The 20,057-nt window shown below is 71.4% G+C and carries 18 protein-coding genes and 1 pseudogene; 10 read left to right on the top strand and 9 right to left on the bottom strand.

Annotated features, from left to right (window positions below):
* From ABZ823_RS03120 to rfbD, 3 genes and pseudogenes are all read left to right on the top strand, one after another.
* Nucleotides 1-312 (top strand): annotated as a pseudogene (locus ABZ823_RS03120) (collagen-like protein); the annotation flags it as partial.
* 152 nt (nucleotides 313-464) lie between these two features.
* On the top strand, nucleotides 465-1,439 hold the full coding sequence (gene rfbB / locus ABZ823_RS03115; RefSeq protein WP_361653077.1) for a dTDP-glucose 4,6-dehydratase: 975 nt from the start codon (nucleotides 465-467) through the stop codon (nucleotides 1,437-1,439).
* Nucleotides 1,436-2,332, top strand: a complete 897-nt coding sequence (gene rfbD, locus ABZ823_RS03110; RefSeq protein ID WP_361653075.1) for a dTDP-4-dehydrorhamnose reductase — start codon at nucleotides 1,436-1,438, stop codon at nucleotides 2,330-2,332. Before rfbB ends, rfbD begins: the two co-directional genes overlap by 4 nt.
* 58 nt (nucleotides 2,333-2,390) lie before the next feature.
* Here rfbD and ABZ823_RS03105 read toward each other — a convergent pair whose 3' ends face one another.
* From ABZ823_RS03105 to ABZ823_RS03090, 4 genes are all read right to left on the bottom strand, one after another.
* Nucleotides 2,391-3,665, bottom strand: coding sequence for a glycosyltransferase (locus tag ABZ823_RS03105; protein WP_361653073.1), 1,275 nt, complete (start codon nucleotides 3,663-3,665; stop codon nucleotides 2,391-2,393).
* Complete coding sequence (locus tag ABZ823_RS03100) at nucleotides 3,662-4,210, bottom strand: tetratricopeptide repeat protein (RefSeq protein WP_361653071.1); 549 nt, start codon at nucleotides 4,208-4,210, stop codon at nucleotides 3,662-3,664. Before ABZ823_RS03100 ends, ABZ823_RS03105 begins: the two co-directional genes overlap by 4 nt.
* Nucleotides 4,211-4,663: 453 nt before the next feature.
* A complete protein-coding gene (locus ABZ823_RS03095; protein WP_361653069.1) occupies nucleotides 4,664-5,089 on the bottom strand; it encodes a hypothetical protein in 426 nt (141 codons plus the stop codon).
* 81 nt (nucleotides 5,090-5,170) lie between these two features.
* Nucleotides 5,171-6,382 (bottom strand): pyridoxal phosphate-dependent aminotransferase, encoded by a 1,212-nt coding sequence (locus ABZ823_RS03090; RefSeq protein WP_361653067.1) that lies wholly within the window; start codon nucleotides 6,380-6,382, stop codon nucleotides 5,171-5,173.
* Between the two features lie 460 nt (nucleotides 6,383-6,842).
* Between ABZ823_RS03090 and ABZ823_RS03085 the strand changes: the two genes are divergently transcribed.
* On the top strand, nucleotides 6,843-7,718 hold the full coding sequence (locus ABZ823_RS03085; RefSeq protein WP_361653065.1) for a serine protease: 876 nt from the start codon (nucleotides 6,843-6,845) through the stop codon (nucleotides 7,716-7,718).
* Nucleotides 7,719-7,748: 30 nt separating this feature from the next.
* On the opposite strand, the gene ABZ823_RS03080 is transcribed toward ABZ823_RS03085, so the two are convergent.
* Together ABZ823_RS03080 and ABZ823_RS03075 are read right to left on the bottom strand one after the other, a co-directional pair.
* Nucleotides 7,749-9,359, bottom strand: a complete 1,611-nt coding sequence (locus ABZ823_RS03080) for a D-aminoacylase (RefSeq protein WP_361653063.1) — start codon at nucleotides 9,357-9,359, stop codon at nucleotides 7,749-7,751.
* An 11-nt stretch (nucleotides 9,360-9,370) separates the two neighbouring features.
* Nucleotides 9,371-10,648 carry an amino acid deaminase gene (locus ABZ823_RS03075; RefSeq protein ID WP_361653061.1) on the bottom strand — a complete coding sequence of 426 codons (1,278 nt, stop codon included), beginning with the start codon at nucleotides 10,646-10,648 and terminating at the stop codon, nucleotides 9,371-9,373.
* Between the two features lie 138 nt (nucleotides 10,649-10,786).
* Between ABZ823_RS03075 and ABZ823_RS03070 the strand changes: the two genes are divergently transcribed.
* The 5 genes from ABZ823_RS03070 to ABZ823_RS03050 all read left to right on the top strand — a co-directional run bounded on the left by ABZ823_RS03070 (nucleotide 10,787) and on the right by ABZ823_RS03050 (nucleotide 15,494).
* Entirely contained in the window at nucleotides 10,787-11,899 is a 1,113-nt protein-coding gene (locus ABZ823_RS03070) for a sugar kinase (protein WP_361653059.1), read from the top strand.
* Entirely contained in the window at nucleotides 11,896-12,657 is a 762-nt protein-coding gene (locus ABZ823_RS03065; protein WP_361653057.1) for an IclR family transcriptional regulator, read from the top strand. Before ABZ823_RS03070 ends, ABZ823_RS03065 begins: the two co-directional genes overlap by 4 nt.
* Nucleotides 12,654-13,064, top strand: coding sequence for a RidA family protein (locus ABZ823_RS03060; protein WP_361653055.1), 411 nt, complete (start codon nucleotides 12,654-12,656; stop codon nucleotides 13,062-13,064). Before ABZ823_RS03065 ends, ABZ823_RS03060 begins: the two co-directional genes overlap by 4 nt.
* Before the next feature lie 142 nt (nucleotides 13,065-13,206).
* Nucleotides 13,207-14,724 carry a gluconate:H+ symporter gene (locus ABZ823_RS03055; RefSeq protein WP_361653053.1) on the top strand — a complete coding sequence of 506 codons (1,518 nt, stop codon included), beginning with the start codon at nucleotides 13,207-13,209 and terminating at the stop codon, nucleotides 14,722-14,724.
* Between the two features lie 74 nt (nucleotides 14,725-14,798).
* Nucleotides 14,799-15,494: a hypothetical protein gene (locus tag ABZ823_RS03050; protein ID WP_361653051.1), complete on the top strand. Its 696-nt coding sequence runs from the start codon at nucleotides 14,799-14,801 to the stop codon at nucleotides 15,492-15,494.
* Nucleotides 15,495-15,503: 9 nt separating this feature from the next.
* Here the strand turns inward: ABZ823_RS03050 and ABZ823_RS03045 are convergent, their stop codons facing one another.
* The 3 genes from ABZ823_RS03045 to ABZ823_RS03035 form a co-directional block, all read right to left on the bottom strand.
* Nucleotides 15,504-16,871, bottom strand: a complete 1,368-nt coding sequence (locus tag ABZ823_RS03045; RefSeq protein ID WP_361653049.1) for a M14 family metallopeptidase — start codon at nucleotides 16,869-16,871, stop codon at nucleotides 15,504-15,506.
* A gap of 226 nt (nucleotides 16,872-17,097) precedes the next feature.
* Entirely contained in the window at nucleotides 17,098-18,357 is a 1,260-nt protein-coding gene (locus ABZ823_RS03040; protein ID WP_361653047.1) for a hypothetical protein, read from the bottom strand.
* 89 nt (nucleotides 18,358-18,446) lie between these two features.
* Complete coding sequence (locus ABZ823_RS03035; protein ID WP_361653045.1) at nucleotides 18,447-18,962, bottom strand: SigE family RNA polymerase sigma factor; 516 nt, start codon at nucleotides 18,960-18,962, stop codon at nucleotides 18,447-18,449.
* A gap of 176 nt (nucleotides 18,963-19,138) precedes the next feature.
* On the opposite strand from ABZ823_RS03035, the gene ABZ823_RS03030 reads away from it, so the two are divergent.
* Nucleotides 19,139-19,999: an alpha/beta hydrolase gene (locus tag ABZ823_RS03030; RefSeq protein ID WP_361653043.1), complete on the top strand. Its 861-nt coding sequence runs from the start codon at nucleotides 19,139-19,141 to the stop codon at nucleotides 19,997-19,999.
* The last annotated feature ends 58 nt before the right edge of the window (nucleotides 20,000-20,057 follow it).

Genomic DNA, 20,057 nt, shown 5'->3' with positions numbered 1-20,057 from the left:
GGTGTCCAGGGTCCGACGGGTGCGACCGGCCCGACGGGTCCCATCGGTCCGCAGGGCGCGCAGGGCGCGCAGGGTGCTCAGGGCGCCGGAGTCGGCGCCACCTACGTGGTGACCGGCCCCCAGGGCACCACGTCGATCGCCAGCTGCAACGCCGGTGACGTGGCCCTCGGAGGCGGGTTCCAGAACACCGCGCCCGGCCAGAACATCGATGTCTCCAGTCCGGTGTTCACCGGGACCGGCCCCGCCACCGGGTGGCAGGTCGTCTCCGGAGGACCGGCCACGGCCTTCGCGATCTGCGCCCCGGTCACCTGACCGTAGGTGCGGTCGCCCGACCCGAAGTTGCGCGACGGTGCCCCGAGGCCTGGCCTCGGGGCACCGTCCGCGTTCCACCCAAGGCCCCGGCCCGGGGCCGCAATGCCTCATCGAATTCGACCGACGAACTCGATCGATAAACTCGGAGAACCATGCGTATCCTCGTGACCGGCGGCGCCGGATTCATCGGTTCGGAATACGTCCGACGGCGGTTCCGATCGGACCCGGCAGCGCGGATCACCGTGCTCGACAACCTCACGTATTCCGGGGTCGAGGCGAATCTGGCGACGGTGGCGGAACACCGCGGCTACCGTTTCGTCCGGGGCGACATCTGCGATCCGGATCTGGTCGGCCAGGTGATGGCGGGCCATGACGCTGTGGTCCACTTCGCCGCGGAGTCGCATGTGGACCGGTCGATCGACGGCGCCGGTCCGTTCGCCCGCACCAATGTGCTGGGGACGCAGGTACTCCTGGACGCGGCCCACCGGCACCGCGTCGGCCGGTTCGTGCATGTCTCCACCGACGAGGTGTACGGCTCGATCGGCGAAGGGTCGTGGACCGAGGAGTGCCCGCTGGCGCCCAACTCCCCGTACGCCGCCTCGAAGGCCGGCGCCGATCTGCTGGCGCTCGCCTACCACCGCACCCACGGCCTGGACGTCGTGGTCACCCGGTGCACCAACAACTACGGGCCGCACCAGTTCCCCGAGAAGGTCATCCCGCTCTTCATCACCCACCTGCTCGACGGCAGGACCGTCCCCCTGTACGGGGACGGGCGCAACGTGCGCGACTGGCTGCACGTGTCGGACCACTGCCGGGGCATCGACCTGGTCCTGCACGGCGGCAGGGCGGGCGAGGTCTATCACATCGGCGGCGGGACCGAGCTGAGCAACCACAAGCTGACCGGTCTGCTGCTGGACGCGGTCGGCGCGGGCTGGGACCGGGTGGAGTACGTGGCCGACCGAAAGGGCCACGACCTGCGCTACTCGCTGGACGACGGCAAGATCCGGGAACAGCTCGGCTACGCACCGCAGACCGACTTCGCGGAAGGGCTGGCCGCCACGGTCGCCTGGTACCGGACCCACCGCTCCTGGTGGGAGCCGCTGAAGGAGAGGGCCAAGCTCCGATGAGCACCAGCTGGCTGGTGACCGGTGCGGCGGGGCTGCTCGGGCGGGACGTCGTGGCCGAACTCGCCGCCGATCCCGACGCCGTGGTGACGGCACCGGGCCGCGACCGGCTCGACATCACCGACCCGGCCGCCGTGCGCGCGGCCGTCACCGGCCACCGGGTGGTCGTCAACTGCGCGGCGTGGACGGACGTCGACGGTGCCGAGCGGTCCGAGGCGCAGGCCATCGCCGTGAACGGCACGGGCGTCCGCCATCTCGCGCGCGCCTGCGCGGACAGCGGGGCGCTGCTGCTGCACCTCTCCACCGACTACGTCTTCCCGGGCGACGCCCGCCGGCCGTACCCCGAGGACGCCCCGACGGGCCCGGTCAACGCGTACGGGCGCAGCAAACGGGCGGGGGAGCAGGCGGTCGCCGAACTGCTGCCGGAGACCGGCTACATCGTGCGTACCGCCTGGCTCTACGGCACGCACGGCCGCAACTTCGTGGCCACCATGCTCGAACTCGCCACCCGGCGGGCCACCCTGGACGTGGTGGCCGACCAGCACGGCCAGCCGACCTGGGCCCGGGCGCTCGCCCGGCAACTGGCCGCTCTCGGCCGTGCCGCCCTGGCCGGACGGGCACCGGCGGGCATCTACCACGGCACGGCGGCGGGCCGGACCACGTGGTACGGCCTGGCGCGGGAGACCTTCCGGCTCAGCGGCCTCGATCCGGAGCGGATCCGCCCGGTGGGTTCGCAAAAGTTCCCGCGTCCGGCCGCCCGTCCGGCGTTCGGAGTGCTCGGTCACGACAACTGGGCCCGAGCGGGCCTCGCGCCCCTGCCGCGGTGGGACGACCAGCTGACCGCGGCCCTCGCCACGCCCCGTTTCGCCGCCCTGGCCGCCGCCGCACGGCCCTGAACGCCGAGGTGCCCCGCGGTACCTGACGGTCCGCGGGGCACCTCGGCGCACACGGGGGCTAGACCAGCAGCGGTCCGCCGCACCGCTCGGCGCCCTCCTTCATCGCGATCAGATTGGCGACCACGTAGGAGATGTCGTTCCGGGAGTGCCACTCGGTCGGGAAGTAGGTGACCAGCCGTGACGACTGGAACTTGGCCTCGATCTCGGGCACGAACGTGCGGTACTGGTTGTCCGTGTAATACCAGAACGAGTTCTCGTTGTAGAAGGCGACGTGGGTCGGGTCCTGGTAGGCGCCGCGCCCGTCGGAACTGGGCGTCATGGTGAGCAGCATGCCGCCGGGGGCCAGCAGCCGGTACAGCTCGTTGATCAGCGGCACCTTCGCGGGGACGTGCTCCAGGAAGTCCACCGCCCGCATCAGGCCGACGGAGTTGTCGGGCAGGTCCAGCTTGCCGGGCAGGGTCGCGACGATGTCGACGCCCTCTCCCGGGTACTGGTCCACGCCCAGATACCCCGGCGGCTTGCGGTGGGCCGCACCGAGGTCCAGGGCGAGGAGCCCGCGCCGCTCGGTCCAGGCGAGGGCGTTGGCCTCGATGTACTTGTCGTACAGGGCCACCGTCTCGCGCTGGATGTGGGCGTTGATCTCCGGGTCGCGCTGGGTGTTCGACGGGTGCATCCGCTGGAGGTACAGACAGCGGGGGATGTGGTGGAAGTCGCCGACGTGGAACAGCCGGCACATCAGGTCCTGGTCGTCGAGCACCGTACGCGTGGCGTCGTAGCCGCCGGCCTTCTCGTAGCTGTCCCTGCGGAACGCCCGCACATGGTTGGGGGCGTACCAGATGTAGGAGACGTTGTGCGGCGTCGGGGCCATGGACTTGGCCTGGAGCAGCGTGCGGCCGTCGACGCGCACTTCCTCGTAGTGCCAGCCGTGCGCCTCGTTGAAGCGGGTGTCGTCCCGCTTCCCGTCCTCGGTGATCTGCGCGGTGTTGCTGTAGACCAACACGGCCTCGGGGTGCTCGTCGAAGGCCTTGCCGAGTTCCGCGAGGCATCCCGTCGCCAGGAGGTCGTCGTGGTCGAGCTCCACGAGGATCTCGCCGCGTGCCAGCTCGCAGGCTCTGCGCTTGGCCGCTCCGACACCGCGGACGTCGTCGGCGACCTCCAGGCGCACCCGCTCGTCGGGCCGCTCCGGCCGCCACCGGGCGCCGTTGTTGAGCAGGACGATCCACTCCCAGTCCGGGCAGGTCTGCGCCTGGAGGGTGGCCAGGCACTCATCGAGGAAACGGGGCCGGTGGCTGGGGGTGAAGACGGAGAACCTGGGTGTTGCTGTCGACGTCATCTGGAGGCACCTGCTTGGCTCGATGTCGGTGAGGGGCTCACGTCGTCCCGGAACGGTTCGGGCACCGCGGAGTACAGTGAGGGGTCGCCGGCCACGGCGCGACGGAACTCGGCCGTCGCCTCGTGGTCACGATCCTTCTTGGCCAGGATCTGGCCGAGTTGGAGATGGGCCGTGGAGGCTCCGGGAGCGGCGGCGATGGCGCGCCTCAGGAGCGTGATGGCCCGGTCGGTGTCGCTCGACTTCAGCAGCACCGCCTCGTTGAAGAGAGCCGACGCGTACTTCGGATCGAGTTTCAGCGCCTTGTCGTAGGCCGCACGGGCGTCAGCGGTTCTGCCCGCCCGCTGCGCGAGGACCCCGAGGTTGTACCAGGCGACCTTGTTGCGGGGGTCCAGCTCCAGCACCCGCCGGTAGGTGCGGGCCGCCCCGGCGGTGTCGTGGTACTGCTCCTGGAGCAGGGCGGCCTGAAGCAGCGCATTCGCATCCCGGGGCTTCCGGGCCGCCGACGCGGCCTTGGAGTCCGCGGACGGGGCCGAGTGGGACTGCACCGCCCAGACGGTCACCCCGGCGGCAACCGCCGCCGTTCCGGCGATTCCTGCCCACAATTTCCTACGTTTCACTTTGTCACATCTCGCGGAATAGTGAGGGAACCCCCCTTATTTCCGCCGACGTTACGAGGCGTGGTCCGCGACACCGCCGTGCGGCAGGCGGTTGCGGTCACGTACCACCCGAATGCATGCATTCAGGGGTGCATTTCGAAGGAACCGATGCCCAATCTCGTGCTGTCATCGGTTAATTGGGCGGACTGTACGGTAATTCGTCCGTGGATGGGGCAGCCACCGCGTCGGGGGAGCCGAAGGCCCTTGGGGCGGGGGCGAGTTCGCGGGAGTCCCGGTCGGCAGGCGGCGGTGGTGAGGTGTGGCGCCCGGTCCGCGCGTCGCTGCGGGTGCACGCGGACCGGGGCCGTAGGGGGAGCCGCCGGTCGGGGCGGCTCGGGAGGGTCAGCCGGCGGCGATGGGTTCGCGCGGCTCCGGCGACGCGGCGGCATGCGCGTCGATGCGCTCCGCCGACAGGATCGCCACCGCCGTGTCCGCGCGGGACGCCGCCACCACCAGCGCCCGGCCCGCCAGCGCGTGGGCGCGCCGGTGGAGGGCCCCGATCTGGGGGGCGCCGCCGTGCGTGGTGGCCGTGGCACGGACCGGCCGCACACCCCCGCGCAGCCGCGTCACCTGCTCGGCGAGTCGCTCGGCCGCGGTGTCCAGCTCCTCGGAGGGTGCCAGGGTCCGCAGCTCGTCCGTGACCGTGAGCAGGGCGGCCAGATGAGCAGCGAGCTGGATGTCCAGCTCCTCCTCGCGGGAGCGGTGCGGGAAGTCGGGGGTGGGGCCGGCCGTCGTGTGGACCGACTTGGTGCGGATCGGTTCGTACATGGGACGGCCTCCTGTGCTCTGACAGGAAACCATCCTAGCTTGGATTTCGTCTAAAGTTGAGTCGGATCGGGGAGCCGGGGCTTACGGCTGGCCGTAGCCGTCCAGGAAGTTCCCTATCCGCGTGATCGCCGCCGTCAGATCGGCCACGTTCGGCAGGGTCACCACCCGGAAGTGGTCGGGCTCCGGCCAGTTGAAGCCCGTTCCTTGCACCACCATGATCTTCTCGCTGCGCAGCAGGTCGAGGACCATCTGCCGGTCGTCCTTGATCTTGAAGACCTTGGGGTCGAGGCGGGGGAAGAGGTACAGCGCGCCCTTCGGCTTCACGCACGTCACGCCCGGGATCCGGGTCAGCAGCTCGTACGCCGCGTCCCGCTGCTCCTTCAGCCGACCGCCCGGCAGCACCAGGTCGTTGATCGTCTGGCGGCCGCTGAGTGCCGCCACCACACCGTGCTGACCCGGCATGTTCGCGCACAGCCGCATGTTCGCGAGGATCGTCAGGCCCTCGATGTAGGACTGCGCGTGCGCCCGGGGCCCGGAGATCGACAACCAGCCCACCCGGTATCCCGCCACCCGGTACGCCTTCGACATGCCGTTGAACGTGAGGGTCAGCAGGTCCGGCGCCACCGCCGCCGTCGGCGTGTGCGTGGCGCCGTCGTAGAGGATCTTGTCGTAGATCTCGTCCGAGCAGACGAGGAGGTTGTGCCGGCGCGCGATGTCCGTCAGGCCGCGGAGCATCGCCTCGTCGTACACCGCGCCCGTCGGGTTGTTCGGGTTGATGATGACGAGGGCCTTGGTGCGGTCGGTGATCTTGCGCTCGACGTCCGCGAGGTCCGGCATCCAGTCGGACTGCTCGTCGCACCGGTAGTGCACGGCCGTGCCGCCGGACAGGGACACCGCCGCCGTCCACAGGGGGTAGTCCGGCGCCGGTACGAGTACCTCGTCACCGTCGTCCAGCAGGCCCTGCATCGCCATCACGATCAGCTCGGAGACACCGTTGCCGATGAAGACGTGCTCGACGTCCGTCTCGATGCCGAGGGTCTGGTTGTGCATCACGACCGCCCGGCGGGCGGCGAGCAGGCCCTTGGCGTCGCCGTAGCCGTGGGCCGTCGAGACATTGCGGAGGATGTCCTCGAGGATCTCGGGCGGGCACTCGAAGCCGAAGGCGGCCGGGTTGCCGGTGTTCAGCTTGAGGATGCGGTGACCCGCCGCCTCCAGCCGCATCGCCTCCTCGAGAACCGGGCCCCGGATCTCGTAGCAGACATTGGCGAGCTTCGTGGACTGGATCACCTGCATGTCCGTGAGCTTACGGCCGCATAACGGGTCGCGCCGCGTGTTTTCCACCACGTGGACGGTGCCGGTTCGGCCGGCCGTCACCCGTCGCCCGCACCGCGTCCCTACTCCGGGCCCTGGCAGGCACGCCCGTGTCGTGGGGCATCGGCCCGGCGGCGGTAGGGCCGGCGCGCGCACCGTCAGCGGCGCGACAGGCGCCCACACCACCGGGGAACACACCCGGCGGGCGGCGAACCCCGAAGTCCCCCGAACGTGTATCACCCGTACGCCGAGGCGGCCCCGAGTACGACCGGTACGTCCGGCGCGGGCACGGAGGCAGGCGCGGACGTTTCGGCGATACGGCCGAAAACCGCTCCTTGCCCCCGCACACCCCTGCACTGAAAATGCGCATGACAAACGAGGCGGGCCTGACGACCTCGAGCCCGTCACGTCATCGCAGCCTCATCAAGAGGGGACCCCCCACATGAGAAAGCCCTTCGTCGCCGCCCTGTTCGCTCTGGTGATCGCCGGAGCCGGCGCGGCACCGGCGGTCGCGGCTCCCCAGGCCGCCCGGACCGCGGACACGGCTTCCACCACCACGGCGGCTGCCCGAACGGCCACCATCCAGGCCGTCGACTTCGCCGGCACGGTCTCGCTCAGCAACTGCTCCGGCTCCGTCATCCGCTTCCCGAAGTCCGCGGACACCGACCCGGCGCTCGTGCTCACCAACGGCCACTGCCTGGAGACCGGCTTCCCGTCGCCCGGTGAGGTCATCGTCGACCAGGCCTCCAGCCGCTCCTTCGGACTGCTCAACTCCTCGGGCACCCGGGTCGCGACGCTGCGCGCCGGCAAGGTCGCCTACTCCACGATGACCGACACGGACATCACGATCTACCAGCTCACCCGCACCTACGCGCAGATCAGGAGCTCGTACGGCATCAACGCGCTCACCCTCGCCGACACGCACCCGGCCTCGGGCACTGCCATCAAGGTGGTCTCCGGCTACTGGAAGCGGATCTACAGCTGCGACATCGACGCCTTCGTGTACCGCCTGAAGGAAGGCGACTGGACCTGGAAGGACTCGGTCCGCTACACCTCCGCCTGTAACACCATCGGCGGTACCTCGGGGTCGCCCGTCATCGACACCACCACCGGCAAGGTCGTCGCCGTCAACAACACCGGCAACGAGGACGGCGAGACCTGCACCGTGAACAACCCCTGCGAGGTCGACGCGAGCGGCAACGTGACCGTGCGCAAGGGCATCAACTACGCCGAGGAGACCTACCAGATCCCCGCCTGCTTCGGCGCGGGCAACAAGCTGAACCTCACCGCGAGCGGCTGCGTCCTGCCCAAACCGTAACCGTCCTCCCGGCGGCTCGACGGCGGGCGGTCACGCCGGAGTCCTGCGGACCGCCCGCCCCGCCAGGACGTCCGTGCGGCGGCCGTCGTCGATCACGAAGCGCCCGTCCACCAGCACATACGGGATGCCCGTCGGGAGCGTGCGCGGCCGTTCGAAGGTGGCGCCCGCCGCGACCGTGGCCGGGTCGAAGAGCACCAGGTCGGCTCGGTACCCCTCACGGACCAGACCGCGGTCCGGCAGCCGCAGCCGGGCCGCCGGGCGCGAGGTGAGCCGGGCGACGCACTCCTCCAGGGACAGCACCCCCAGCTCGCGCACGTACCGGCCCAGGTAGTGCGGAAAAGTGCCGTACGCGCGCGGATGCGGTTTCGCGCCGTGCAGGATGCCGTCGGAACCGCCGGTGTGGACGCGGTGCCGCATGATCGCCCGCACGTTCTCCTCGTGGCCCACGTGCTGAAGGATCGACGGCCCCAGCCGGTCCTCGACCAGCAGCCGCCGCGCCGTCACCCACGGCTCCTCGCCGCGCAGGTCCGCCGACTCCCGGACCGTCCTTCCGACGTACTCGGCGAGTCCCGGATCGCTCACCCCGGAGATCTCGATGGTGTCCCAGTCCACGGGCACGCCATGGCAGCCGTCGGCGCCGACGACCTCCAGATCGTGCCGGATCCGCTCGGCCGTCACCGGGTCGGTGAGCCGCCGGAGGACCTCCTCGGGGCCGCCCTCGCCCGCCCAGCTCGGCAGCAGAGCCGCCAGGGTCGTGGAGCCCGGTGTGTAGGGGTAGGTGTCCAGCGTGATGTCCGCGCCCGCCGCCAGCGCCTCGTCGAGCAGGGACAGCAGCTCGGGGGCGCGCCCCTCGTTCACGCCGAAGTTCATGGTGGCGTGCGCGAGGTGCAGCGGGCAGCCGGCCTCACGCGCCAGGGCCACCATCTCCGCGTACGCGTCCAGTGCGCCCGCCCCGTAACTGCGGTGGTGGGGGCAGTAGTAGCCACCGTATCCGGCCACCACCCGGCACAGCTCGGTGAGTTCGGCGTCCTTGGCGTACATGCCCGGGGTGTAGGTGAGCCCGGACGACATGCCGACGGCGCCCTGCTCCATGCCCTCCGCGACCAGCTGCCGCATCCGGTCGAGCTCCGCGGGTGTCGCCTCCCGGTCCTCCCAGCCGACGGCCAGCATCCGCACCGTGCCCTGCGGGATCAGATAGGCGGCGTTGACCGCGATGCCCCGGTCCAGGCGGTCCAGGTACCCGCCCACCGACCGCCAGCTGAAGTCGATGTCCTCGCCGTACCCGTTCCAGCCGGTGATCGCGCGGCGCACCTCGGCGAGCGTCCGGTCGTCGACCGGCGCGTACGACAGTCCGTCCTGCCCGACGACCTCGAGTGTCACGCCCTGCGCCGCCTTGGCGCTGTGGTCGGGGTCGCGCAGCAGGGCGAGATCGCTGTGGGCGTGCATGTCGATGAAGCCGGGGGCGAGCACCAGACCCTCGGCGTCCAGTTCCCGTACGGCGCTCGGGCGCTGGCAGCCCGCCGCCGCGGCCTCCTTGACGATCGCGACGATCCTGCCGCCGTCGATCACGACGTCGGCGCGGTAGGAGGGTGCCCCGCTGCCGTCCACGACCTCCGCGTCCCGGATGACGAGCTGCTCCACGACCGGACCTCCTAGAAGAACGTACGGATGTAGTCGACGACCGTGCCGTCCGCCTCCGCGACCGGGATCACCTGCCATTTGTCGAAGGACGTGCACGGGTGGGACAGGCCGAGGCCCACCCAGTCGCCGACCTCGACGTCCGCCTCGGGGGCGGTACGCAGCCACAGGTGCTGGTCGGACAGGGCCGTCACCTCTATCCCGGCCGCCGGGCGCTCGGTGCCGTCCCGGCGCACCACCTGGGCCACGGGCAGGTCGAGGTCGTAGGCGGCGTCCCGTTTGCCCGCGTTGGCGAACGCCTGGTCCGCCGACGGGCGGGACACCACCTGGGTCCACAGCCGGAACGCGGGCTCCAGGGCGCCTTCCTCGGGCACCCGGTTGAAGGGGGTCAGCCTGCGGTAGTGAATGTCGTCGTGTGAGACGTACGCGCCGGAACGCAGCAGCTTCAGCACGGGCATCGAGAGTTCGGGGATCGCGGCGAAGACGTCGGCGACCGCGTCGAACCACTCGCTCCCGCCGGCGCTCACCACGATCTCGTCGGCCCCCGTGAACCGGCCCGCCTTGTCGAACTCCACGGCGATCCCGACCAGCCGGTGCAGCCAGGCGCGCACCCGCTCCGGCGTGGCCTCGGGGACCTGGGCCTCGTACCCGGCCACGCCCACCAGGCGCAGGGTGTCCGTGCCCGCCACCGCGTCCGCGACCGCCAGGGCCTCCGACTCCGTGCGCACACCGGTGCGGGCGCCCTCGCCCGCGCCCAGCTCGACCACCACCTCGACCGGGCGGGCGGCACCCCGCAGGGCCGCGTCCATCAGCTCCACCCCGCGCACCGAGTCGACGTAGCAGACCAGGCGGAAGTCCGGGTCGGCGGCCAGCTCGGCGGCGATCCAGCGTAGAGCAGCCGCGTCCACCAGTTCGTTGGCGAGGAACACTCGTCGGATCCCGAACGCCCGTGCGACGCGCACCTGGTGGGGGAGTGCGAGCGTGATGCCCCACGCCCCGTGCTCGATCTGGCGGTGGAAGAGCTGCGGGGCCATCGACGTCTTGCCGTGCGGGGCGAACGCGAGGCGGTGGCGGGCGGTGTACGTCTCCATCAGGGCGAGGTTGTGCTGGAGGCGCTCGGCGGACAGGGCGAGGACCGGGGTGGTGAAGCCACCGGTGAACAGGTTGCGGCGGTAGGCCGCCAGTTCGGCGAGGGTGAGTCCCTCGGCGTCCGGCGGGAGGCCTTTGAAGCGGTGGTCGGCGCGTTCCGCCATGAGGGCGGCGAGGCGTTCTGCGGCGGTGGCGGCGTCCATGGGGCCTCCCTGGGGCTGGTCGTTGCGTTGTGTGCAACGGCCGTTGCGTATCTCGCTTGATGCTGTCTAACATCCCGGCCAACGCGGGGTCAACGGAGCCGCCGCCCACCCGCGAAGCGAAGAGGAGCCACCGCCATCGTGACCGTCAACGGTCTGCCCACCGCCGCTGCCGCCCCGGAGACCCCGGACGCCGTGGACGTCGTCGCGCTCGGGGAGTCCATGGTCACGTTCGTGCCGTCCGGGCCGGGCAGGCTCGCCGACGTGCCGTCCTTCGAGCGGGGTATCGGGGGCGCCGAGTCGAACGTAGCGTGCGTGCTGGCGGCCGCCGGGCATTCCGCGCGGTGGGTCAGCCGGGTCGGGGCGGACGGCTTCGGCGATCACCTGGTCGAGGCCATCGGGGCGTACGGCGTCGACGTCGCGTCCGTTCCGCGTGATCCGGCGCGCCCCACCGGCATCTACTTCCGCACGGCGGGGGACCGGGCGACCGACGCCCACGAGGTGGCGTACTACCGGGCGGGGTCGGCTGCCTCGGCGATGGCGGTGGGGAACGTCGACCTGGGCGCGGCGCGGGCCGGCCGTGTGCTGCACCTGTCCGGGATCACGGCCGCGTTGTCGGGTGACTGTCTGGAGCTGCTGCGGGAGCTGACGGCCCCCCGGGCCGGGCGTCCGCTCGTCTCCTTCGACGTCAACCACCGTCCCGGGCTCTGGCGCGACGCCGAGGGGCCCCGGGTGCTGAGAGAGCTGGCGCGCGGCGCCGACATCGTGTTCGTGGGGGACGACGAGGCCCGCCAGCTGTGGGGGCTGCACGGCGCCCGCGCCATCAGGCAGGCGCTGCCGGAGCCGGAGATCGTGGTGGTCAAACAAGGCAGGGCCGGGGCGACCGCGTTCGGCGTGAACTCCGACGGCCCGTGCGGGGACCCCGACCGCCCGTGCGAGGGCGCCGCGGGCACCGCCACCTTCGTACCCGCCCTGAACGTCGACGTCGTGGCCGCCGTCGGTGCCGGTGACGCCTTCGCCGCCGGGTTCCTCTCGGCCACCCTGCGCGGGCTGCCCGTGCGGGACCGGTTGCGGCACGGGCATCTGATGGCCGCCGCGGCGCTGACCGTCCCCGGCGACCTCGCCACCCCTCCCTCCCGCGACCACGCCGATCGTCTGGCCGCACTCGACGACACCGCGTGGGGGACACTGCGACTCGGCCCCGGCTGGACCGAAGCCGACGCAGTGGCCGAGGAGGAGGTACGTACGCCATGAGCCAGACCGTCGACCGGGCGCTGAGCATCCTGCCGCTGCTGGCCGAGGGACCCGCCGATCTCGGACAGGTCGCCGACCGGCTGGGCGTGCACAAGTCCACCGCCCTGCGCCTGCTGCGCACGCTGCACGAGCACGGCCTGGTCTACCGCCAGTCCGACCAGCGCTACCGTCTCGGCGCCCGCCTCTTCGCCCTCGCCCAGCAGGCCGTCGAAAACCTCGACGTCCGGGAGATCGCCCATCCCCACCTCGGCCGCCTCAACGAGGAGTGCGGACACACCGTCCATCTCGCGGTGTACGAGGAGAACGAGGTCCTCTACATCGACAAGGTGGACAGCCGCTACCCGGTGCGGATGTACTCCCGGATCGGGAAGCCGGTCGCCATCACCGTCGCGGCCGTCGCGAAGCTCCTCCTGGCCGACCTGCCCGAGCCCGAGCGCCGCGCCGTCGTGGAAAGGCTCGACTACCCCCTCTACACGGCCCGTTCCACGCCGAACGCCGCCGCCTACCTCAGGGAGCTGGCGACCGTGCGCGAACAGGGCTGGGCCACCGACTTCGGCGGCCACGAGGAGTCCATCAACTGCGTCGCCGCCCCCATCCGGGGTGCCGACGGACGGGTCGTCGCGGCCATGTCGGTCTCCGCGCCCAACGTCGTCGTCACCGCCGACGAACTCCTCACCCTGCTCCCGCTGGTGCGCCGTACCGCGGACGCCATCACCCGGGAGTACTCCGGCAACACCCCAGCAAAGGACGCCGTATGACGGACAAGACCGCCCTGACACCGAAGACCCACACGACCCCGCCGGCCCGGTTCTCCCACGGTGTGAGGAAGGGCAACATCCTGCAGGTCGCCGGTCAGGTGGGCTTCCTGCCCGCCGAGGAGGGCAGGCCGCCCACCCCCGCGGGCCCCACCCTGCGCGAGCAGACCCTTCAGACCCTCGCCAACGTCAAGGCGATCCTGGAGGAGGGCGGGGCCGGCTGGGACGACGTGATGATGATCCGCGTCTACCTGACCGATGTGGACCACTTCGGCGAGATGAACGAGATCTACAACGCCTACTTCGACGAGCAGGGCCTCACCCAGCCGCCGGCCGCCCGGACCACCGTCTACGTGGGCCTCCCCGCCGGCCTGCTCATCGAGATCGACGCGCTGGCCGTGCTCGGCTGACCCGGCGCCGACCGACCGCCGCTCCCGCACTCCGTACGCCGTCACGGCGCGGCGCCCCCACCCCCGGGGGCCCGCGCCGCGACCACCCCTGCCCGAAAGTTCCATGGCCTTACGAGAAGCAAGAGGTCCCCCTGTCATGCGCATGACCCAACTGGCAGCCTCCGGCACCCCACCGATCCCGCCCCACACCGGCGGCCTGCTCGCCCTCGTCCACGGCACGGCCGGTCTGCTGACCGTCGCGGCGCTCGGCATCGCGCTGCTGCTCGTCCTGATCATCAAGGTGCGGCTCCAGCCCTTCGTGGCGCTGCTCGCGGTCTCCATAGCCGTCGGCCTCGGCGCGGGCCTGTCGGTCACCGAACTCTTCGGCACGGTCCAGCGCTCGGACGCCGTCTCCCTCATCGAGTCCGGCATGGGCGGCACCCTCGGCCATGTCGCCATCATCATCGGACTGGGCACGATGCTCGGCGCGGTCCTCGAAGTCAGCGGCGGCGCCGAGGTGCTGGCCTCCCGGCTCCTCGGTGTCTTCGGTGAGCGGCGCGCCCCGCTCGCCATGGGCCTCACCGGTCTGATCTTCGGCATCCCGGTCTTCTTCGACGTCGGCATCTTCGTGCTCGCGCCGATCGTGTACGCGGCCGCCAAGCGCCCCACCCACGCTCCCGACCCCGCTGGGGCAGGGGGGACCGCCACCGGCAAGTCCATCCTGCTCTACTGTCTGCCGCTGCTCGCCGGCCTGTCGATGACCCATGCGTTCCTGCCTCCGCACCCGGGTCCGGTGGCGGCCGCCGGTCTGCTCAAGGTCGATCTCGGCATGGTGATCCTGATGGGCATCGTCTGCGGCATCCCGGCGGTGCTGGCGGCGTGGGCGTGGTCGGCCTGGATCGGCAAGCGGATCTTCGTTCCCGTACCGCAGGACATGGTCGAGGCGGCCGAGGAGGCGAAGGCGGCGCTCGCCGCGGAGCAGCGCGCGGCCGGGGTGACCCCGTCGGAGAAGCCGGTGCCGCTCGCCACGGTCCTCACGATCATCGGCACTCCGCTGGTCCTCATCCTCCTGGCCACCTTCTCGTCGATCGCCTTCGACCCCTCGACGGGCCGATCGGTGATCGAATTCTTCGGCCATCCCTTCGTGGCGCTGACGTTCGCGCTGCTGCTCGCGTACTACCTGCTCGGCATCCGCCGCGGCTGGTCCCGCAAGTCCCTGGAGACGGTGTCCACCGCTTCCCTCAAGCCGGTCGGCAACATCCTGCTGGTCGTCGGCGCGGGCGGTGTCTTCGGGGCGGTCCTCAAGGGCAGCGGGGTCGCGCAGGCCCTGTCCGACACCTTCCACGACGTCGGCCTGCCGGTGATCGTCCTGGCGTACCTGATCTCGCTCGTCCTGCGTGTGGCCCAGGGCTCGGCGACGGTCGCGATCGTCACCACCGCGGGCATCGTGGCCCCGCTCCTGACGGAGGGTCATCACTCCCGGGCCTTCGTGGCCCTGGTCATCATGGCCATCTCGGCCGGCTCCATCTTCGCCTCGCACGTCAACGACGGCGGCTTCTGGATGGTGGCCAAGTACTTCGGGATCAGCGAACGGGACACGCTGCGGACGTGGACCGTGCTGGAGTCGGTGCTGTCGCTGGCGGGTTTCGCGGTGGCCGCGGTGGTGAGCGTCTTCGTATAGCGACGGCGAAGATTCACATAACGATGCAGGGGCTGGCTGTGTCCGCCACAGGATCTTCGACCATACTGCCCGCTGTGGAGCAGCGCATAGGTCCGAGCAGCCAGCCCCTGGACGGTGCCGGGATCGACCCGGCCTTCATCCCCGGGCTCACCTCACCCGTCGTGTCCGCCGAACGGGAGGACTCCGCCGGGCGGAAGGAATCCGCCGAGCAGGAGGACTCCGCCGGGGGGAAGGAGGCCGCCGAGCGGGGATCCGCCGCACGGAACGATTCCGTGGCCTCCGAGGACACCGGGGAGTCCGAGGGCTCCGTGGAACCCTCCGCGAAACCCGAGGACGCCGTGGAACCCGGCCACTTCGCCGAACCGCGCGACGCGGTGCCGGGCGGCGGGAAGGCCGCCGCCGGGGAACCCGAGGCCGAGGCCACCACGGAGGACGCCGCCGGGGAGGCCCCGGGGGGTCCCGTCTTCGAGGCCGCCGACCGCCGCGCGCGGATCGTCGCCGACCACACCGGCGTACGGCTGCGCCTGGACGACCAGGAGTGCGATTTCCGCTGGGACGAGGTCGGTGCCGTCGAGACCGAGACCCCGCGCTTCGGCAAGCGGTTCACCGTCACCGTGCACACGCCTGACCGCCGCTGGTACCCGATCGAGATCGAGGCGACGGCCAGGGCGCGCTTCAAGGAGTGGGAGACCCGGCTCGACGAGGTCCTGGACGCCTACTTCGAGGACGGCGAGCACCAACCCGCCACCCTTGCGAAGGACGAGGACTGAACCGCGGCGTCAGCCGCAGTACTGGGCCTCCTTGCCGATGGACCGGTACATGCAGTCCGCGTTCTCCAGCAGTTGCAGCACCGCGTCGCGGTTGCGTGACGTCTCCCGCTCGATGACCTCGTCGGGCGGGTAGAAGCCGCCCGACGAACTGGACGTCGGGTACATCTCGAAGGTGTAGTCGAAGATCTTCTGGGTGCCCCACAGATAGTCGTCGATCGACCCGTCGGTGATGTACAGGTCGCTCGACTGCTCGGGTGTGTAGCCGTTGCTCGCGGCCATCTTCCGCCCCACGGCCTTGAAGGCGGCGGCATCGTCCGCCGTCATGCCCGTCGCCGTGTCGGCGTAGGTGTACCCGAAGGGCCAGAGCACCAGTTCGCTGTAGGTGTGGAAGTCGATGCCCGCCTTGATCTGCTGCTTCCCGCCGACGACCCGCCCGCGCACGAAGTCGGCGACCACCTTCACCTCGGGCGCCGACTCGGCGGACGCGCCGCGGTACGTCTCCGACGAGGCGGACCCGGAGGAGCCGCCGCAGCAGCCCCACTTGTGGTTCCAGTTGCGGTTCAGGTCCGTACCGACGTACGACGAACCGGAGTTGGGCTGGCGGTTCTTGCGCCAGGAACGGTACGAGCCGGTGGCGATGTCGTACTCGCCGCCGTCCGGGTTGAGGTCGGGGACGAGCCAGATCTCCCGGCTGTTCACGAGGTTGGTGATCCGGGAGTCGCCGCCGTAGCCCGCCCCCAGCTCACGCAGCAGGTACAGGGCCATCTCGACCGTCAGATGCTCGCGCGCGTGCTGGTGGAAGGTGAACAGAACCTCGGGCTCGTTCTCGTCGGTCGCCACGTTGTCGCTGACCTTGATGGCGACGATGTCCCTGCCCTGGTACGACTTGCCGATCACCCGCTTGCTCATGATGCCCGGGTAGGCCGCGAGCCGCTGGTCGATCTCCGCGTTCATCTCGGCGTAGTTGTGGTACTTCGAGTCCGCCGAGGGGAAGTCGAAGAGCCGCGCGTCGCCCGCGCCGCCGGAGCGGTTGGGTGCGGCGGCGAGCGGGGTGACGTCATAGCCCATCGCCCGCAGCCTCTGGACCTGTCGCGCGCGGCCGGAGACGACGACCGTCTCCTCGTCCGCCTCGTCGACCGTCACACCGGTCCGCTGAAGGGCCGTACGGGTCACGGCAGTCGTGCCCCGATGGATCTCGTACTGGCGGACGTCCCCGGAGGGGGAGCGGTCCGGCCGGGCGCCGGTGGCCGTGGCGCTGGTGGTGGCCGCGATGGGTGCGGCGAGGGCGAGCGCCAGGAGGGTGGTGAGGGCGGCGGTCCTTCTGCCGCCGCGGGTGCCCGATCCGCGTATGCCCGATCCGCGTATGCGAAGTCGCATGAAGTCTCCTTGTGTCTCCAGGGTTCCGGGGCTCTGCCGGATGTGGGGGTGGAGTGGAGCGGGGGGTGGTTCGTTCACTGCGACGTACGTGCGGGTGTCGCGCTCATGGTGCGCAAATGACATGCGCAGGTCAATAGCTCGAAGGATCGCCGGCCCGAACCGAGGGGAACACGGCTCGGGCCCCGCGGGCGCATACCGCCCCGGGGCCCGATCGATCGGCGCGAGGTCAGCCGCGCCCGAACCACTTCGCGCTGGTGGCGATGGCCTCCATCTGCTTCAGGGTGAGCGCGGGGGCCGGACGGGTCGCCGGGGTGTTCTGCGCACCGGAGTTGAAGGAACTGATCACCACCCGGCGGCCGTCCGCGCGCATGGTGTCGACGGTCCACATGACGACTCCCCTGCCGCCCTTCTCGCCGAGCCCCTGATGCGTGGCGACCTTGGTGCCGTCGGGCAGCGTCTTGGAACCTGAGCCGAAGAGGTCGCCCGCGACATCGCGCATGTCCGGCTGCACATTGACCTGGACCATGCTCGCGCCCTTGCCGTCGTCGAGGACGACGTATCCGAACCCGGGGTCCGCGACGCCCTTCGAGACGACCTTGACCCCCTTGGGCAGGAGAGTGGCGAGCGTGGACGACACCGAGCCGCCGGGGACACCCTGCGGCCGGCTCGGCTCGGTCGTCGGCACACGGGGATCCGCGGGGATGGCGTCGGCGACGGCACGCCACTCCCGCGCGCTGACGAGCGCCTTCAGCTGCTCCGGGGAGAGGGGCGGCCGGGCGCGGCTGACGGACGCGTCCTTCTCGGCAGGGGCGTTCCACTCCTGGACGCTGATGTGCTGCCCCTTCGGCGTGACGAGCTCGGCGGTCCACAGCTTGGTGTCGACCCGGCGGTCCGGGTACTCGTATCCCTGGAGAACCATGAGCGCCGAACCGTCGGCGAGCTTGCTCGTGGCGCAGGCGTCGTAGGGGACGAACACCTTGTCGGGACACGTGGTGGCCCCGAAGGCCTGGCTGCTGCCGGGCTGCACGCGGTCCACCGCTACGGCGACGGCGGCCTTGCCCTTTCCGTCGTCGTACACGACCCGTGCGTACGGCGTCGGCTCATCGCCGGTGCCGCGCCCGTCTTCGTCGCTGAACTGGCCTTTCGGGAGAAGCCGTTCCAGGGTGCGGACGAGGTCGTCGGCGGACACGGGGGCCGGCCGAGTGGGTGAGGCGGACGGGGCCGAGGGGGTTGACGGGCGGTCGGCCACGGACTGCCGTCGTCCGTCGTCCGCCCGGACGCCGGGCAGGACGAGCGCCGCGCCCAGCCCGACGAGCGCGACCCCGGCCACGCCGCCCACGACGGCGGCCCGGCGCCGGCGGAGCTTTCGGCCGCGCGTCTCGGCGCGGGCGGCCAGGTCGAGCCGGTGGCTCTCGAAGGTGCCGCCGGCCTGACGCAGGGCCGCGGCGAATCGGTCCTCGAAGGGGTCGTGGTCTTCAACGGGCATGGCAAAACCGCCGTTTCTGCGGGTGGGGTGGTGGTCATGGCCGGTTGGATGAAGGGGCTCCCGGGGGTCCCGGAGCCCCCGGGGGCGGGTCAGGGCGTCGCGTACTCACTGAGGGCGTCGCCGAGCTCGGCGCGCAGCCGGCCGAGAGCGCGGACACAGCGGGTGCGGACGGCCGCGGAACTGGTGTTCATGGCTGCCGCGGTCTCCTCGATGCTGCGGTCCTCCCAGTAGCGCAGGACGACCACGGCACGGTCCTTGGCGGACAGCCGCCCGAGCGCCTCGACAAGGGTGAGCCGCAGCGGTGTGTCCCCGGTCGCGCCCGGGTCTGGCACCTCGGGGAGCGCATCGGTGGCGCGTTCCCTGCGGCTGCTGTGGCGCCGCTGATGGGCGAGGAAGGTGCGGGTGAGGACGGTCTGGGCGTAAGCGGCGGGGTTGTCGGCGCGGGCGACACGGCCCCAGCGGAGGTACACCCGGCCGAGGGTCTCCTGGACCAGGTCCTCGGCGAGATGGGTGTCGCCGCCGGTGAGCAGACAGGCGGACCGGTACAGATGCCTGGCCCGCGCCGCCGCGAACTCCGGGTACCCGTCGCTGCGGCCCTGTCTCATGCGTCCCCCGTGTGCCGTGCCATCGCGTCGCCGTCCGTTCCGTACGGCCCTCACCTCATTGATGCGATGGGACCACGGAAATGTTTCAACGGGCCGAGGGGGAGCGGCGGGTGGGGGCGGGCCGGGTGGGCAGAATCCGGTTGCCGGGTCCGAGCGGTGCTGACATGGTCCTCGTCATGCCGACCTTCTCCGCGTATGACGGAACGACGCTGGCGTACCACGTGTCCGGGGACGGCCCCCCGGTGATCTGCCTGCCCGGGGGGCCGATGAGGGACTCCGCCTACCTGGGCGACCTGGGCGGCCTCCCCGCGCACCGGCGGCTGATCCGGCTGGATCTTCGGGGCACCGGCCGGTCGGCGGCCCCTGAGGACACCGCCTCCTACCGCTGCGACCGGCTCGTCGACGACGTGGAGGCCCTGCGCGAGCACCTCGGTCTGGACGGCATGGACCTGCTCGCGCACAGTGCCGGGGCCAACCTCGCAGCGTCGTACGCGAGCCGTCACCCGGAGCGTGTCGGCCGGCTCGCGTTGATCACGCCGAGTGTCATGGCCGTCGGTATCGCGGTCACGGGAGACGTCCGGCGTGAGACGGCACGGCTGCGCCGGCACGAACCATGGTTCCCGGCCGCCTACGCGGCCCTGGAGGAGATCGTGGCGGGCCGCGCCACGGGTGACCACTGGCAGGCCGTCGCCCCGTTCTTCCACGGCCGCTGGGACGAGCCGGCGCGGGCCCTCGAGGCCGCCGACGGCGAGCAGAAGAACAGCGAGGCGGCTGCCGCCTTCGGTGCCGAGGGCGCATTCGAGCCCGACGCCACCCGGGCGGCGCTCGCGGGGTTCGGGTCGCCCGTGCTGCTGCTCGGCGGGGAGGTCGACCTGAATGCTCCTCCCCGTGCGGTGGCCGAGTACGCCGCGCTCTTCCCGCACGCCGAGCTCGTCCTTCAGCCCGGGGCCGGTCACTACCCCTGGCTCGACGACGCCGACCGCTTCACGGCGACCGTCGAGGCCTTCCTGGCCCGGACGGCCGCACCGGCACCGTGAACCCGGAGCACCGGAAGGCGGACGCCCGGCCTCCGGAGGCCGGGCGTCCAAGGTGCGG

This window comes from Streptomyces sp. NPDC047079 (assembly GCF_040643755.1).
Taxonomy (GTDB): domain Bacteria; phylum Actinomycetota; class Actinomycetes; order Streptomycetales; family Streptomycetaceae; genus Streptomyces.
The sequence above is the reverse complement of the archived record's forward strand: the minus strand, read 5'-3'. Positions and strand labels throughout refer to the sequence as shown.

Coding starts and splice junctions, on each gene's coding strand:
- rfbB (WP_361653077.1), top strand. CDS start 465: ATGCGTATCCTCGTGACCGGCGGCGCCGGATTCATCGGTTCGGAATAC.
- rfbD (WP_361653075.1), top strand. CDS start 1,436: ATGAGCACCAGCTGGCTGGTGACCGGTGCGGCGGGGCTGCTCGGGCGG.
- ABZ823_RS03105 (WP_361653073.1), bottom strand. CDS start 3,665: ATGACGTCGACAGCAACACCCAGGTTCTCCGTCTTCACCCCCAGCCAC.
- ABZ823_RS03095 (WP_361653069.1), bottom strand. CDS start 5,089: ATGTACGAACCGATCCGCACCAAGTCGGTCCACACGACGGCCGGCCCC.
- ABZ823_RS03090 (WP_361653067.1), bottom strand. CDS start 6,382: ATGCAGGTGATCCAGTCCACGAAGCTCGCCAATGTCTGCTACGAGATC.
- ABZ823_RS03085 (WP_361653065.1), top strand. CDS start 6,843: ATGAGAAAGCCCTTCGTCGCCGCCCTGTTCGCTCTGGTGATCGCCGGA.
- ABZ823_RS03075 (WP_361653061.1), bottom strand. CDS start 10,648: ATGGACGCCGCCACCGCCGCAGAACGCCTCGCCGCCCTCATGGCGGAA.
- ABZ823_RS03065 (WP_361653057.1), top strand. CDS start 11,896: ATGAGCCAGACCGTCGACCGGGCGCTGAGCATCCTGCCGCTGCTGGCC.
- ABZ823_RS03060 (WP_361653055.1), top strand. CDS start 12,654: ATGACGGACAAGACCGCCCTGACACCGAAGACCCACACGACCCCGCCG.
- ABZ823_RS03055 (WP_361653053.1), top strand. CDS start 13,207: ATGACCCAACTGGCAGCCTCCGGCACCCCACCGATCCCGCCCCACACC.
- ABZ823_RS03045 (WP_361653049.1), bottom strand. CDS start 16,871: ATGCGACTTCGCATACGCGGATCGGGCATACGCGGATCGGGCACCCGC.
- ABZ823_RS03040 (WP_361653047.1), bottom strand. CDS start 18,357: ATGCCCGTTGAAGACCACGACCCCTTCGAGGACCGATTCGCCGCGGCC.
- ABZ823_RS03035 (WP_361653045.1), bottom strand. CDS start 18,962: ATGAGACAGGGCCGCAGCGACGGGTACCCGGAGTTCGCGGCGGCGCGG.
- ABZ823_RS03030 (WP_361653043.1), top strand. CDS start 19,139: ATGCCGACCTTCTCCGCGTATGACGGAACGACGCTGGCGTACCACGTG.